This is a genomic window from Ktedonobacter racemifer DSM 44963, assembly GCF_000178855.1.
GTDB classification, from domain to species: Bacteria; Chloroflexota; Ktedonobacteria; order Ktedonobacterales; family Ktedonobacteraceae; genus Ktedonobacter; species Ktedonobacter racemifer.
In genome coordinates this window covers 134,799-149,576 of the sequence record NZ_ADVG01000005.1, presented here as the reverse complement: position 1 = coordinate 149,576, position 14,778 = coordinate 134,799, and the positions used below count along the sequence as shown (strand labels likewise).

The window sequence follows — 14,778 nt, the reverse complement described above, 5'->3', positions numbered from 1 at the left end:
CCTATGAGGCGTGGCCGCTGATCATTCGGCTTGCGTTTGCCTGTTGTCATCATCAGTCCCTTCTTGCGCCGTGGGCGTTTGTCTTTGAGGAGGGATGCCCGCGACACTCACCCTGGCTGGACGAATGACGTGGTCCTCGATGATATACCCTTGTTGATGTACATCGAGAATGGTCCCCTCTGGCGCATCTCTTCGAGCCTCGGTCGCGATGGCCTCATGCCAGCGGGGGGTGAATTGTTCGCCGATGGCACCAACACGTTGCACACCCAGTTGGTCAAGCGTTGACTCGAGTCGGCGCGCGACCAGAAACAGACCCTGCACCCAGGAATGCGGACACATCTCCGTAGGTGCCGAGCGCAGAGCTATTTCAAGATCGTCCAGGACCGGCAGCATCTGATAGAGCAAGCTACTCTGGGCCGCGATGCGCCCCTCGACCTGTTCCTTGCCCATGCGACGTCGATAATTGGCAAAGTCTGCCTGCGTCCTGCGCAGTTGATCCAGGTACTCTTCCGCTTTGCGATGCTCTTCCTGTTCTGCTTCGCTCGGGGGAACTGACTGGATGGCTGTCGTCGCGTCAGGCGGAGCCTGCTGTTGCCCTGGTTGACCCTGTTGGGTTGCCTGGGTGGCTGTCGTGGTTCCAGTTGTGGCCTTCTGTTGTTCCGGATTGTTTGACTGCATAGCATGACCCTCTTCTTTTGAGCACTGTTTTTGACTCTTATCAGCGGCATCTTGCCAAACAACAAACAAGCTATGAAAAAGCAACCGTGAGCACCGCTTCGTAATGGCTGACGGTGCCGCCATATCTCACCCTTGAGATATTCGTCTCTTAGAAGCGCACTTGGTCGCCTTCCTGGCAGCTTCGCTCACTTGATTGTGTGTTACGCCGAAATACCTTTGAGGTTGCGATAACGATGACGCGGCAATCCATCTAGATACTGAAATTTAGGTGCATCTCTCGTCATTGAGGGTCTTAAAAGAGAGGACCTGCGTTACGACGGTTCATTGGAAAACAAGAGTGTCACAATGATCGCCCTTATAGTTCCTCGGAATGAGACCTGCACCAATTGACTGATCAGTATTTATCTATGCCATGCTGTTGCCCTTTTCCTTTCATTAAATGAAAGATAGCATAAAATGAAAAACATCTCTATGAATTATTGTCAGTAGTAACATAAATAAAGTGTCTAAATGTGCTGATCTGCAAAACCCATAATTCCACTATAAATAGCATGGCTTCTAATTATTTAATATGGGATATTATGAGGAAGCGACTTCTCGCTACCACACCCCCTTACCCCATGCGAAGCGCCGCAGGTGCTGAGGAGGAAGGCCGAGAAAATCCCTTTCAGGAGCATCACCTTGCGCGTGACAAATCGAGTGCCTGTGAAAGAGAGACCCGACCCCATTTCCCACATTCATTGATCACAGGGCATCATCGCCTTGCGCGTCGTCAACATGATGCCTCTGTTCTACTATTTCCCGAATTCCATTGTCTCGGCGCCAAATAGCCGAGACATCAGCCTGGCAGGTGAATATGCGTTGGGAGGAGGATGCGCTGCAAGGCATACAAGGTGTGGTCAGAGGAGCCGATGTAGACAAGGTCTTCATCGGTTGCGACTGAAGCATGGATCGCACCCCCTGTATGGTAACACCAACGTTTTTCCCCTGAATGAATGTCGAGTGCATAGAGATTACCATCTTCCGAGCCTGCATAAACTGTTCCATCGGTTATTCTCGGTGAGGAGGCTACTGCGCCACCTGTTCTATATTGCCAACGCTTTTTCCCCGATGGCGCATCGAATGCGTAGAGATGGTGATCGTGTGAGCCAACATACACAATGTCATTGGCAACGGTAGGAGATGAATCCACAATGTTGCCTGTCTCGAACTCCCAGCGTTTTGTTCCTGTCCTGGTATCCAGAGCATAGAGCTTATAGTCGCGTGAGCCTACATAGAGGAGTCCTTGCTCTACAGTGGGCGAAGAATGGACCCCTCCTCCGGTCATGTACGACCATATGAGCTTTCCATCGCAGGCATTGAGCGCATAAACTTGCTGGTCAAGTGAACCTATGTAGAGAACACCATCAACAATGCAGGGCGAGGAAGTGATGTTTCCAGTTGTTTCATACTGCCAGATTTCTTCGCCTGTCTCTACATCGAGGGCGTAGACGCAATGATCAGCTGAACCGACATAGACCATGCCACTCCATTCGCCAGGCGAAGAGATGATGTGTCCCGCGGTAAGGAAATCCCACAGGATAGCTCCTGTGCTTGCGGCCAGGGCGTAAAGCGTAAAATCATTTGACCCGATGTAGATGACCTCGCGTGTGCTATTCGCCAGGGGAGAGGAGAAGATCTCCTCGCCGGTTTCTATGCTCCACTGCACTTCACCAGCCTCCCCTTTAAGCGCGTAGACGTTATGGTCCGTTGAGCCAAAGTAGACCATGCCATTTGCAGTCGCTGGCGAGGATTCGATGGCATTGCCGGTAGTAAAGGTCCATCGGCGGTCGCTGGCGAACTCGTAGAGGTAAGTGTCGGTGGAAGAGACATACAAGATGCCTTCCGCGATGCTCGGCGACGTATCTATTGGTCCTCTGGTGCCGTAACTCCAGAGCTTCTCTCCTGTGAGGGCGTCCAGAGCATAGCAGGAGTGATCGAAAGAGCCCACAAACAGTGTTTCATCTGAGAAGGCGGGTGGTGCGAGAAGAGGCCCGTTGGTCGCATACTGCCACCGCAGCGTGCCAAATCTAGCCTCCAGAGCATAGAGTGTGTAATCATTGGAGCCAACAAAGACCATCCCATAGGCAATGGCTGGCGAGGCGAGAATGGCGTCCCGAGTGGTATAACTCCAGAGCTTTTGCCCGGTTTCACTATTGAGCGCGTAGAGCGTGTGATCTTGCGAACTGAGGTACACCATTTCATCTACGACGACCGGCGCTGCGCGCACTGTATCCTGAGTTGCATAACTCCAGATGATGACCCGGCGAATGGCATCAAGGGCGTAGAGCCTGCTTTTCTCCGCTATGTAGATAATGCCGTTACTTACCGTCAAAGGTACGTGTGCACGTTCTTGCAAGTCATAAGACCAGAGTACGTCACCTAATCCGGCGTCTAAAGCGTAGAGTGTTTGGCCTGCGACAAAGTAGGCAACACCTTCAGCTATGGTGGGCGCGCATAGTAATGCCCCTTGGGCCTGGTAATACCATAATACACCGCCGGTCCTGGCCTCGAGTGCGCAGACTGTGCGATCAGAGGATGCGATATAGAGGACATCGTCAAGCAGAGTTGGTGCAGATAGAAGATCTCCCTGTGCTTTATAGCTCCAAAGTGGCTTGTGTGTATGCTTATCCAGGGCATAGAGCGTGTGGTTGCGCGCAGCAATGTAGAGCATGTCGTCATTCAGAAGCGGCGGCCATAGCGGGGTATCGCCAATCTGAAGCGTTTCAACCGGTCTCAGGTAGGGGACATTTTCCTTATAAAATATGGAATGTTCCATGATCCCTCTCCTTAGCCGCACCTGGAGCGACTTTTCTCGCATGAGCAGTAAACAATTGGATGAAAACCACTACGTTCTGAGGGCGATGTTATCCAGGTAAAGATGTACGAACATGACCGCCATGGCTCCCTCGCCGACGCTGGAGGCGATGCGTTTGACAGAACCGTGGCGTACGTCGCCGACGGCGAAAACGCCAGGTACATTTGTCTCCAGGTGGAATGGCTCGCGATCAAGCGCCCAATCCTCTGGAAGCCGCCCTTCGTGAATAAGGTCCGAACCGGTCAGGATAAAGCCTTTCTCATCCACCTGCACTATGCCTTGTAGCCATTCCGTGTGAGGCTCAGCTCCTATGTAGATGAAGAGTGAGGTTGCGGGCAGCGTTTGCTCAGCCTGGGTGATGTCATTGAAGATTGTGATGCTTTCGAGGTGCTGTTTGCCATGGGCGGCAATGACGTGCGTACTCGTTTTGACCTCGATGTTGGGTGTGCTCGCAATCTGATCAATGAGGTACCTGGACATGTCTTTTGCAAGCGAGTCGGCACGTACCAACATGGTCACATGACGAGCGTATTTTGCAAAGTAAATGGCGGCTTGACCAGCCGAGTTCGCGCCACCTACGATATACACGTCTTCATCTATACAAGTCATGGCCTCAGTAACGGAGCCGCCATAGTAGACTCCCTTCCCCGTCAGGTGTCCAATTCCTGGTACATCCAATCTGCGGTAAGAGACCCCGCAGGCGAGCACGAGGACATGGCAACGTAATTCTGTGCCGTCACCTAGCTCAACACAACGGTACTGTCCATCCAGGCGCACTTTTGTGGCCTTTTGCGGCGTGATGATCTCCGCCCCAAAGCGTTTGGCCTGGATAACGGCGCGACAGGCGAGATCGCTTCCCGATAATCCCACTGGAAAACCGAGGTAGTTCTCGATTCTCGAACTGGTTCCAGCCTGTCCCCCTGCTGCTTCCTGATCTATGAGCAGGGTGTGCAGCCCCTCTGAGGCGCCGTAGACTCCCCCTGCAAGTCCGGCAGGCCCCGAGCCAATGATGATGAGGTCATAGAAAGGTTGCTCTGCATGCGTCTTGAGGTGGATTTTCTCCGCAAGCTGAACTAAACTGGGTTTGACCAGGTAAGAGCCATCTGGACAAATCACAACAGGCAAATTCCTCAGACTGAGACCTAGCTGAGTCAGTACCTGATTCGCCTCCGAGCTGTTTTCGACATGGAGCCATTGGTAGGGGATGCGGTTACGTGCCAGGAAGTCGCCAATCTCATGCATCTGGGGTGACCAGCGATGGCCTACAAGGCGTAGCTGGTTCTGGGAGGTTTCATAGAAAGCCAGCCAGTCAGCCAGGAGATCGTCGAGTGCGGGATAGAGATTGGCTTCTGGTGGTTCCCATGGTTTCATGATGTAATAGTCGATGAGTGCGGAGCTGATGGCCTGGATGGCTGCTCGGCTATCCTCGTAGGTGGTGAGCAAGATGCGCCTGGCCTTGGGATAGAGGGCGCGTGCGATTTGTAGAAACTCTGAGCCCTGCATCTCTGGCATGTCCGCATCAACCAGGAGAGCGGCAACTGGCTCGTTTTGCACATTCATCTCTCGAAGTTGATCGATGGCTTGTTGACACGAGGTCGCTTCAAGGATGCGAAAGCGGTTTCCGTATTTCTGTTGGAGATCATGTTCAAGCTGATGCAAAGTGGTGGGCGAATCATCCACTACAACGAGAGCAGGCTTAGTCATATCTGACCCCAGTTCAACTAATAGTGTTAATGCTCTACAAATCGCTCTCTCTCAGTCTACTACACGCTTGGTTGCCAAAAGAGGTTTCTCCCTTTCGCATCTGAAGATCTTAGGAGGTTCGATTCTTACACGAGTCATGGTCTCTCTTTAGGAAAATTCTCTATTTATGACTTTGACAAAGATTTACATTTATGATATCTGTCATTTGAGTAAATAAATAATATACATGCGTTTATAGTAAAGATGGGAATGAAGATTTCATCGCCCTGCAAGGTTGGTTACCAGAATCTTATAAAGCCAGGAGAGTAGAAAGGCTCTTCAGCAGTGCCTTAGCGAAGTTTGTCTACCAGACAAAGGAGAATTACCATGCCTGTTGCCATGCGCACGATAAAGCTCCCTCCGGGAAGGCAATTCCAGTGCTTGGACAGGGGACCTGGGGCATGGCGGAAGACGCGCGACATCGAGATGACGAGATCGCGGCATTACGCCTTGGCCTCGATCTCGGTATGATACTGATAGATACAGCTGAAATGTACGCTGATGGTGCTGCTGAAGAACTTGTTGGCGAGGCGATTGCTGGGCGGCGCGACGAAGTTTTTTTGGTCAGCAAGGTGTTGCCAGAGCATGCAACACGGGGCGGGACAATCGCGGCCTGTGAAGGAAGCCTGATGCGCCTCGGAACAGACTACATCGACCTGTATCTGCTACACTGGCGCGGCCTTGTGCCATTGAGAGAGACACTTGATGCTTTCGCTGATTTAGCCCGTGTCGGTAAAATTCGCCACTGGGGGCGTCAGTAACTTCGATGTCTTCGATATGGAAGAACTTGTTATCACGCGCAATGGTGCAGACGTCGCGACCGACCAGGTACTCTACAACCTCACTCGGCGTGGTATCGAGTATGACCTGTTGCCCTGGTGTCGTGCGCGTAATCTTCCAATCATGGCCTACTCGCCGATTGAGCAGGGTCGACTGCTTAATCATCCCGTGCTTCAGAGAGTAGCTGCCAGTCACGGAGTGACGCCGACTCAGCTGGCAATTGCCTGGGTAATCCGGCTTGATGGAGTGAATGCTATTCCCAAAGCCAGTACACCAGAGCACACCCAGGAGAACTGCGGAGCGCTCAAAATCTTCCTCTCGAAACAAGAGCTAGCCATGCTTGACAGCGCGTTTCCGCCACCAACCGCGAAGCGGCCGCTTGAGATGCTCTAATGCGGATCATGACATGTATGGCAAGCATTGAAGGCTGCACCAAGATCAGGTTGAAACTATTGTTTGATAGAACGGAAACGGTAGGTGTTGAAGACTCTACAGTGGAAATAGGAGAAAGAGGCACACACCATGGCGATTAGCCCACGTACTGATGAAGAAATTCAAGAGGATGTGCTGAATGAATTGAGGTGGGAGCCACGTGTCCGCGCAAATGAAATCGGCGTCATTACCAGGGATGGGGTCGTCACGTTGCTGGGCTGGGTCGATTCATATGTGCAAAAGGTTGCTGCCGAGGCCGCTGCTCGCCGCGTTCGTGGAGTCAGGGATGTCATCAATGAAATTGAGGTTCGCCTGGCTGGCTCCGCTCAGCGCACCGATGATAGCCTTGCGAAATCTGTGAAAGATACCCTCGCCTGGCATGTGCCCGTTCCAATTGATGATCTGGATGTGAGGGTAAGCAACGGCTGGGTAACACTTAAGGGTGAGGTTGAATACAACTTCCAGAAGAGAGAAGCCGAACATGTTGTTCAACGCATACCAGGGGTCAAAGGTATCACCAATCTTATCACGGTCAAACCCAATCCGGTGCCAGGTGACCTGAAGCTAAAGATTGAAGAAGCTCTGGTCCGCAATGCGGAGACGGACGCAAAGCATATTAAGGTTGAGGTTAAGGGAAGTAAGGTTATCCTACGTGGTAAGGTGCATTCGAATATGGAGAAACTGGTGGCGGAAGAGAGCGCGTGGTCGGCTCCCGGTGTCACCGAAGTTGAAAACCAGATCGAGGTTGATCCCGCCTTGGAGCCCATTACTGGATAAGATCCTGTCAGAAACCCCATATTGTTGCTATGCAGGGGTATAAGACGAGAGTCCCACTAACAGCGGCCTATTGAGAACAGCTCTATCACCTTGAGCAAGACAAATGTGGAAATGCTTGCGCATTTCCACACCGCTTTAACTAAAGCCTCACCCCTGTCCACGTGGCTGCTGCTTCGTTTGTCCACCTTGCGCTTGCTGCTGCTTCGTTTGTCCACCTTGTGCTGCCTGCTCAGTTTGACCTGCTCCCATCGCTTTTGCTTGCTTGGTACTGGTAACACTGATGTGACGTGCTCTCGCCTCTTCGCGCGCAGGAATGTCTAATTCCAAGATGCCGTTCTCGTAGGAAACGGTGATATTATCAGGATCAAGTGGGCGATCAAAGGTGACGTTGCGCTCAAACGCTTCTGTACGAATTTCTCGTCTCAGCAAATTCTTTCGCTTCTGCCGTTCTGTTTCTTCCTGCTTAATCTCTCCTCGAATAGTCAGTGTGTTTGGCTGTGCAATGACCTCAAGGTTTTCTGGGTTAAAACCTGGGACGGACAAGCGAATGTGATAGCCCTGGTCAGTTTCTTCCACATCCATAGGAGGAAGCATTTGTGGCAAGGTTTCCGGCCATCCGTGACGCACAAGACTTTGCTCAAGCACATCATCCATGGCCTGACGTAAACTTGCCACCCCGCGTAGTGGATCTGAGCGAATGAGCATAGGATAAACCCTTTCCTTTTCAATCTTCTGCACTTCATCTTGGTACGTAAGAACGAATGAGATAGGCTCGAATAGTTCCTGCTCCTTGCTTGTTCAAGGAATACTGATGTCGAGCTTTCTCTTGTGTTTCGTTCTATGGAAACTACGTTTGGAGAAAAGGATACGTAACATCTCTGGCACATGTCTCCACTATGCCCCTTTCATTACGATGCTACCTGACTACTACCTCCAAACGGTGTCTGTTTCGATTTTGTGTTATTCTCCAGCTCATTTTTTATAAACCAGGGTAGTATACTAATAAAAGACTTGGAATGCATCATTAGTATTATCGTTTATATTTGAGGTTTATTTATGATCGGCGAAGAGACGCAAGAGACAGCTCAACTGAACAATACCACCGCCACTGGGCCCCCCCAAGAAAGTCCCAATCTGCGCCGCGCTGTTGGAATCTGGGGTTCCTATTATGGCGTGAACGATATCGGCTCCTGGTGAGCTTGCTCATTATTCCGCTTGGTATCATTATTTTCGTTCGTGGGATGATGGCTGGAGTTCAGGCATGGATGCTCGTGGTTCTTGGACTGACTTTTATTACTCTAGAGGTCGTGCAGCTGCGTGCGTATACGCAAGCAAACTTGCGGTTACAGATGGGGTCGTAAAAGGTGAGTGTCAGGTAACTTAATGACAGAGGCAAAAACACTTATGATGAACCCAATACAAATTAATGTCTTTGGTGTCTTGATTGCCATCGTGTTCCTCGCCTCTATTATGGGCGTGTTGGGTTGGATGTTTGCACCTGCCGAAGGATACTGAGCGGACACGAATTGCTGCGCAAGCAGTGCGGTCGGTGAGCCACCTGCGTCGTATTCTTGTTCCTCTTTTAAGCGCTGATACTCTCACTGATCGTGTAGTAGCACTGGCAACCCAAATGTCAAAGTATCGAGATGGGTATGTTGAACTGCTAATAGTGCTTGAAGTTCCCTTTTGGCTTCCCCTGGATGCTCGTGTCGAGGAAGATGAAAAACGAGCACTCGAACTGCTGGATCGCGCTGAAGTCATTGCCAAACGCTATATCACCAAGGTAACAAAGCGCATCCTCAAAGCACGCCAGGCAGGTGTGGCAATCGTACGCGAAGCGGAAGAGCAGGCCATAGATATGATCCTGATAGCAAATAGCCCGGCGCGTATACGTGGTGGTGGGTATCAATTAGACCCAGCTGTAGAGTACGTTCTGAAAAATGCGCCCTGTGAGGTCCTGGTACTCAGTGCAGGACAAGCAACCATAATTACACAGGAAAGAGAGAACGCGAAGGAAAGTTCTGTTACTTAGGAAAGAACCATGCCTACTGATAAGGAAAACGAAAAAAAAGCAGACGCGAGAAGGGCGAGTGACAATCAGCGGAATGCAGCGCGAGACGCTATCTTCTCTACATCTCCCCTGAAGGATACAACCAGGCAAGAGCACCAGGAACCCTGGAATATTGAGCCCGAGATTGAGCAGGAACGCCAGGAACAATTATCCCGCTATCTTGCAACAGTTCCGGACATCATACACTGCCGTTATCCATTCAAAGGGGTAAAACTGAGTCGTGCGGACGTCGAGTGGCTGCTTTCAATATCCATGAAAGGGAGGGGGACCTGTGAAGGCAATGATGAGGGTCGAGAGCCCCACCTGGGGTTGGATCTACGAGGTGCGGATCTAAAGTTTGAAGACCTGCACGCCCTTCCACTGGCACGCCTGCGCGGTAGTCTTACCAGCAAAGAGTGGGATGAAGCCACCGCGGAACAACGTGCCGCCGCCGCAGTCCTGCTCACGGGAGCCAATCTGAGTGAGGCTCACCTGGAACAAGCTGATCTTATCGGAGCCCACCTGGAGAGTGCCTCACTGTATGAAGCGCACCTGGAACAGGCAAACCTCGCCAGAGCCTACCTGGAGCGTGCATTCCTCGCTAGAGCATTTCTAAAGAATGCCAACCTGAAGGAAGCTAACATAGCAAAAGCCGATCTAAGCGAGGCATATTTACAAAATGCTAACCTCGTAGCAGCGCGCCTGGAGGGGGCATACCTTAATGGAGCGCATTTAACGAAGGCTGACTTGAGCGCAGCCCGCCTGGAAAAAGCCTATTTAAGTTCGGCTTATCTAGAGCAAGCCAATCTCAGTTTCGCACATCTAGAGGAAGGGTACCTCAGTGGGGCCTATTTGCAGAAGGCAAACCTGAGTGGGGCTCATCTGGAGGGAGCATACCTCAACGAGGCATTTCTGGAGGGAGCATCTCTGTATAAGGCTCACCTGGAGCGGACGTTTCTCTATAAAGCCCACCTGGAGGGGGTCAAACTCAGCGGATCACATGGTGTGGACACACAACTGAAAAATGTTTCGCAAAGCGGTGAGCCGCGCATTGGCCCTTCGCTGGCAGACGCACAATGGGGCAACGTTAATCTCGCGGTCGTGCAGTGGGCACAAATAGACATGCTTGGTGATGAATACGAAGCACGACAGGCCCTACACGCGGGGAAGAGAAAAGATAGGGTCACCCGGTTGGAGGAGTATGAGGCAGCGGTGCGAGCCAATCGTCAGCTCGCCGTGGCGTTGCGGGCACAGGGACTCGATGAGGAGGCGGCGCGCTTCGCCTACCGCGCGCAAATCTTGCAACGTATCGTCTTGCGGCGGCAAAGTAAGCTTGGAGCATACCTCTTCTCAACCTGCCTTGACCTGCTTGCAGGCTACGGATATAAGCCTGGAAGGAGCCTGCTTGCCTATCTCATCGTTATCTTCTGCTTCACTTGTCTCTATCTATTTATCCCCTCTGCCCATCTTAGCTGGGACGAGGCACTCGTTTTGAGCGTGGTCAGTTTTCATGGACGTGGCTTCTTGCTGCAAAACATGTCATTAGGAGATGCCTTCGCGCGACTGGCTGCCATAGAAGCAGTATTGGGTCTGTTGATCGAGGTCAGCTTTATTGCGACCTTCACCCAGCGCTTCTTGGGAAAGTGAGAGTCTGATACTCTGAAGCTCTTTTTGGAGAAACGCCTAACAAGCGAGCTACGTGTTTATTTGGACGGAGTCCAGCAAGCAGAAAAGAAGATGAGGCTATGAGCAATCCATTACTTCAATTGAGGCCATTGGGACAAAGCCTGTGGTATGACAATATTGATCGTGCCCAGATCAAGTCTGGACAACTTCACCGTCTCCTTGAGGAAGACGGCGTTGTAGGAGTGACGGCCAACCCCACCACCTTTGAAAAAGCCATACGAGCTGGACATGCCTATGACGAGCAGATGCAGCAGCTGATGCGTGAGGGTAAAAGCGCCAAAGATATTTGTGACACGTTGGTGACAACCGATGTTTGTACAGTGGCCGAGATGCTGTATCCCATCTATGAGTCAACGGGTGGACAAGATGGATATGTCAGCCTGGAAGTCTCGCCTGAACTTGCTCACGATACCGCGAGAACGCTTGAGGATACGCGTCGGTACTGGGATATGATTGCACGCCCAAACCTCATGATCAAAATACCAGGAACGCCGGAGGGGATTGCCGCGCTTCAGCAGGCATTGACGGAGGGCATCAATGTCAATGTGACGCTTATCTTCTCTCTGGAGAATTATCGCCGGGTGGCGGAAGCCTATGTGAGCGCCTTAGAGATTCGTCTGCAGCGAGGCCTGGATATAAAACATCTCGCATCCGTTGCTAGCTTCTTTGTCAGCCGCCTGGATGTGCTGATTGATTCATTGCTTGAAGAGAAGATCAAAAACACACGAGATCCCTTAGAGCAGCACAAAATCGCCACATTGAGCGGGAAAGCTGCAATTGCGAACGCGCGTCTGGTCTATCAGGAGTTCAGACAGGTGTTTAGTTCAGCACGTTTTGCCTCGCTTGCGCGAGCAGGGGGAAAGTTGCAGCGCCCACTGTGGGCCAGTACCAGTACGAAGAACCCCGCATATCGCGATGTTTTGTACGCGGAAGAACTGATCGGGCCAAACACCGTAGATACCATGCCGCTGGAAACTATAGAGCACTTTCGTGATCATGGGGAAGTGCATTTAAGTATCGAGCGGGATCTTGCCCAGGCGAGCAATGTACTTACATCGCTGGCGCAGATAGGCATCTCTTATGAGAAGGTCACACAGCAACTCCAAGAGGAGGGCATACAGAAGTTTGCTGCTTCGTACTGTGCAATGTATAAAGGAACTCAAGACAAACAAAGTGTAATGGGGCGGCCGTGAATGAGGGCCTGCGGATATTGTTGCTGGCTAGTATGAGTGGGTCTATTTTTGAACACTGGTCGATAGGTAGTTCAATCCATTTTCCTCGATAGAAGCGAAGAAACGAGAAGGAGAGCTGTTATGACGGGCTTTTGGGAAACAGTCAGCAGAATGAATGAGACACGCTGGGGCCATACGGCGACACTCTTGCAAGATGGCCGAGTCTTAGTTGCTGGCGGGAATGGGCTGGATGTGGGGCCAACCAGGTCAACCGCCGAGATCTTTGACCCTCAGACGCTCGAATGGACGCATACTGGGTCGATGAACGACCCACGTTGGGGTCATACGGCGACGCTCTTGCAAGATGGGCAGGTTCTCGTTGCCGGTGGATACGAGGCGGCACAATCTGGTGTGGGGATCCCGGTCCTTGCATCTGCTGAGTTATTCTCCCCTACTACCAACACCTGGAAGAGAGTTCCAGACATGATCAGCGCTCATGCAGAACACGCCGCCACGCTTCTTCCTGGTGGGGAGGTTTTCGTTGCCAACGGCAACGGCGGGGTCGTCGGTGAACCTGCGATTAGCCTCGACCTGGTCGAGCGGTTTGACCCTATTACCGAAACGTGGCACCAGAAGGCAAAGGGTAACTGCCGCTATGCTGGGACCGGTACACTGCTCGCGGACACGTATATGCTCCTGTTCAGCGGCTCGAATTTCATCGGCAAGGCGGAGAATCCTGTCTTTGCGTCTAACCTCTATGATCCAGGGCATGATGCCCTGGATGATACATTGCCGCTCAAGTATGCTCGCGCCTGGCATACCGCTACTCTCCTGCCCGATGGCACTGTCCTCCTGGCTGGCGGGGGCACTAGATTAAGCGCCAATGCGCTAGCTGGTTTCTTTGAGCACGCAGATACTCCAGTCGAGGAGCGCTACTATCCTATTACTCACAAACTGCAGCAGACCGCCAGCATGCAGCAGCGGCGCCATAGGCATACCAGCACCCTGCTCCAGGAAGGAGTTGTACTGGTCGCTGGAGGAAACTACTTTACGACCTCTAAAGGGTCACCAACTGATGTTGGAAGTCTTCGTTCAGCGGAACTTTATCAAATGCTACCTGATAGCTCCCCCCTGGACGGAAGCTGGACAAATGGTGGCGATATGAACGAAGCACGCAGCTGCCACACCGCGACCCTCCTGCAAGACGGGACAGTTCTCATTACAGGCGGGATTCAGTTTTCCAGCAGAAAGGTCCTGGCTTCAGTCGAGAGGTTTATCTTTGTTATGCCCCGTTAAGATGTGTCCCATGCACTGATTGGCAGGCACAATGTGTTTGATAAGCCTGTATGCCTCCTTCTCGTCCTGGGTGGGAGCTAGGGTAGGCTTTAGAGATGTTTGGCTTTGATGTACCCCGGCTCTCCTAGAAAAGCACCTCGTCTATGTAACACCAGCGCCAGTCTTCTTCGGGTTCCAGGGAGCGTATGATGGGATGTAATGTCTTGTGAAAATGCTTCGTTGCGTGCTTGTTCTTTGAAGAATCACAGCAACCAACATGACCGCAGATGAGGCATTCGCGTAGGTGTACCCACGTATCTCCCATTTGCAAACACTCTTCACACCCTCGTGAGCGAGGCTCGACATCTTGTACTAGATCAAGATGTGTACAAGCAATCATATCTTTGTTCTCCTTAGAAACGGTGTGAGGGGACGGAAGTATGCTATCGACCATACTAAGGCTGCAATAAATCAATGATGTCATCTGCTCTCCAGGCATCATTTCAGGATGTTTGGCAGCGAGGAGGGTTCAGGCAACTTCGTCCAGTCGCCTGAACCCTGGAGATGGAGTCGATGTGTGTATCTCTTAGACGCGCTCCATGTATTCTCCGTTTTCCGTGTTGACGCGGATGCGGTCACCTGGGGAGACGATAGGGGGAACCATGACAGCCAGGCCCGTTTCAAGTCTCGCGGGCCCCTCCATGATGGCGCGCCAGAAACGCCCAACCATGTCAACGCTTTTCACACGCATGATGACCGAGGACGGTAATTCAACGCCAACCGGCTCGCTGTTCAGCAGCAGCATCTCGAGTTCCAGATCATCAACGATGAATTTGGCCGCATTCCCCAGCATGTCTGGTGGGAGTTGAAACTCATCTGGATCGTCGGGATTGTCGGAACCGATGTCTGCGAAGTGATAGAACTCACCATCCCAATGGGTAAAGACGACGGCAAGGCGATCGATCGGGACGATATCTACTGGATAATGCGCATCCAGGGTTCGCTCAATCAATTCATGTGTACGTATGTGGCGCAACTTTACCTTTATGTCCGGATCAACTTGCGCCCTGGTAACCTTCTTCAAATTGACAACTGTATAGGGTTCGCCTTCGACCTGGATAGTGACCCCCTTGGTGATGTCACTTGCTGTAATCATGAAGCACCCCGCTTCCGCACTATACAACGTCTTCATAAGATTTGTTGTGTAGAAGACATACCTCCTGACATCAACACGAATGACCATGGAGAAAGGTGTGACAAGCGGCAAGTCAAAAATAGTAATTCGTCGTAGATGAGAATAATTTGGGCATGAGGATCAGGTGAAACAA

The 14,778-nt window shown here is 51.7% G+C and carries 12 protein-coding genes and 1 pseudogene; 7 read left to right on the top strand and 6 right to left on the bottom strand.

Annotation, left to right across the window (positions count from 1 at the left end; all coding sequences use genetic code 11):
* Window positions 1-21: 21 nt before the first annotated feature.
* The 3 genes from KRAC_RS54745 to KRAC_RS54735 form a co-directional block, all read right to left on the bottom strand.
* Window positions 22-678 (bottom strand): nucleotide exchange factor GrpE, encoded by a 657-nt coding sequence (locus KRAC_RS54745; protein ID WP_007921915.1) that lies wholly within the window; start codon window positions 676-678, stop codon window positions 22-24.
* An 838-nt stretch (window positions 679-1,516) separates the two neighbouring features.
* Window positions 1,517-3,496, bottom strand: coding sequence for an outer membrane protein assembly factor BamB family protein (locus KRAC_RS64475; protein WP_007921914.1), 1,980 nt, complete (start codon window positions 3,494-3,496; stop codon window positions 1,517-1,519).
* A gap of 69 nt (window positions 3,497-3,565) precedes the next feature.
* The gene (locus KRAC_RS54735; protein ID WP_007921913.1) at window positions 3,566-5,239 is read right to left on the bottom strand and encodes an FAD-dependent oxidoreductase; all 1,674 of its coding nucleotides are present in this window, start codon (window positions 5,237-5,239) and stop codon (window positions 3,566-3,568) included.
* Between the two features lie 440 nt (window positions 5,240-5,679).
* On the opposite strand from KRAC_RS54735, the pseudogene KRAC_RS80565 reads away from it, so the two are divergent.
* Together KRAC_RS80565 and KRAC_RS54725 are read left to right on the top strand one after the other, a co-directional pair.
* Window positions 5,680-6,451, top strand: a pseudogene (locus KRAC_RS80565) (aldo/keto reductase).
* A 129-nt stretch (window positions 6,452-6,580) separates the two neighbouring features.
* Window positions 6,581-7,267, top strand: a complete 687-nt coding sequence (locus KRAC_RS54725; RefSeq protein WP_007921912.1) for a BON domain-containing protein — start codon at window positions 6,581-6,583, stop codon at window positions 7,265-7,267.
* A 147-nt stretch (window positions 7,268-7,414) separates the two neighbouring features.
* On the opposite strand, the gene KRAC_RS54720 is transcribed toward KRAC_RS54725, so the two are convergent.
* Entirely contained in the window at window positions 7,415-7,972 is a 558-nt protein-coding gene (locus KRAC_RS54720; RefSeq protein WP_007921911.1) for an Hsp20/alpha crystallin family protein, read from the bottom strand.
* Window positions 7,973-8,323: 351 nt separating this feature from the next.
* Here KRAC_RS54720 and KRAC_RS74245 point away from each other — a divergent pair, with 351 nt between their 5' ends.
* From KRAC_RS74245 to KRAC_RS54700, 5 genes are all read left to right on the top strand, one after another.
* Window positions 8,324-8,464 carry a hypothetical protein gene (locus KRAC_RS74245; protein ID WP_007921909.1) on the top strand — a complete coding sequence of 47 codons (141 nt, stop codon included), beginning with the start codon at window positions 8,324-8,326 and terminating at the stop codon, window positions 8,462-8,464.
* 343 nt (window positions 8,465-8,807) lie between these two features.
* Window positions 8,808-9,299 carry a universal stress protein gene (locus KRAC_RS64470; protein ID WP_338010169.1) on the top strand — a complete coding sequence of 164 codons (492 nt, stop codon included), beginning with the start codon at window positions 8,808-8,810 and terminating at the stop codon, window positions 9,297-9,299.
* Window positions 9,300-9,308: 9 nt separating this feature from the next.
* Window positions 9,309-10,964 carry a pentapeptide repeat-containing protein gene (locus tag KRAC_RS64465; protein ID WP_007921906.1) on the top strand — a complete coding sequence of 552 codons (1,656 nt, stop codon included), beginning with the start codon at window positions 9,309-9,311 and terminating at the stop codon, window positions 10,962-10,964.
* Between the two features lie 98 nt (window positions 10,965-11,062).
* Window positions 11,063-12,196, top strand: coding sequence for a transaldolase (tal, locus tag KRAC_RS54705; RefSeq protein WP_007921905.1), 1,134 nt, complete (start codon window positions 11,063-11,065; stop codon window positions 12,194-12,196).
* A 120-nt stretch (window positions 12,197-12,316) separates the two neighbouring features.
* A complete protein-coding gene (locus KRAC_RS54700; protein WP_007921904.1) occupies window positions 12,317-13,471 on the top strand; it encodes a Kelch repeat-containing protein in 1,155 nt (384 codons plus the stop codon).
* A gap of 124 nt (window positions 13,472-13,595) precedes the next feature.
* On the opposite strand, the gene KRAC_RS54695 is transcribed toward KRAC_RS54700, so the two are convergent.
* Together KRAC_RS54695 and KRAC_RS54690 are read right to left on the bottom strand one after the other, a co-directional pair.
* The gene (locus KRAC_RS54695) at window positions 13,596-13,850 is read right to left on the bottom strand and encodes a ubiquitin carboxyl-terminal hydrolase 14 (RefSeq protein ID WP_007921903.1); all 255 of its coding nucleotides are present in this window, start codon (window positions 13,848-13,850) and stop codon (window positions 13,596-13,598) included.
* A 186-nt stretch (window positions 13,851-14,036) separates the two neighbouring features.
* Window positions 14,037-14,606, bottom strand: a complete 570-nt coding sequence (locus KRAC_RS54690) for an elongation factor P (RefSeq protein ID WP_157508256.1) — start codon at window positions 14,604-14,606, stop codon at window positions 14,037-14,039.
* Window positions 14,607-14,778 lie beyond the last annotated feature (172 nt).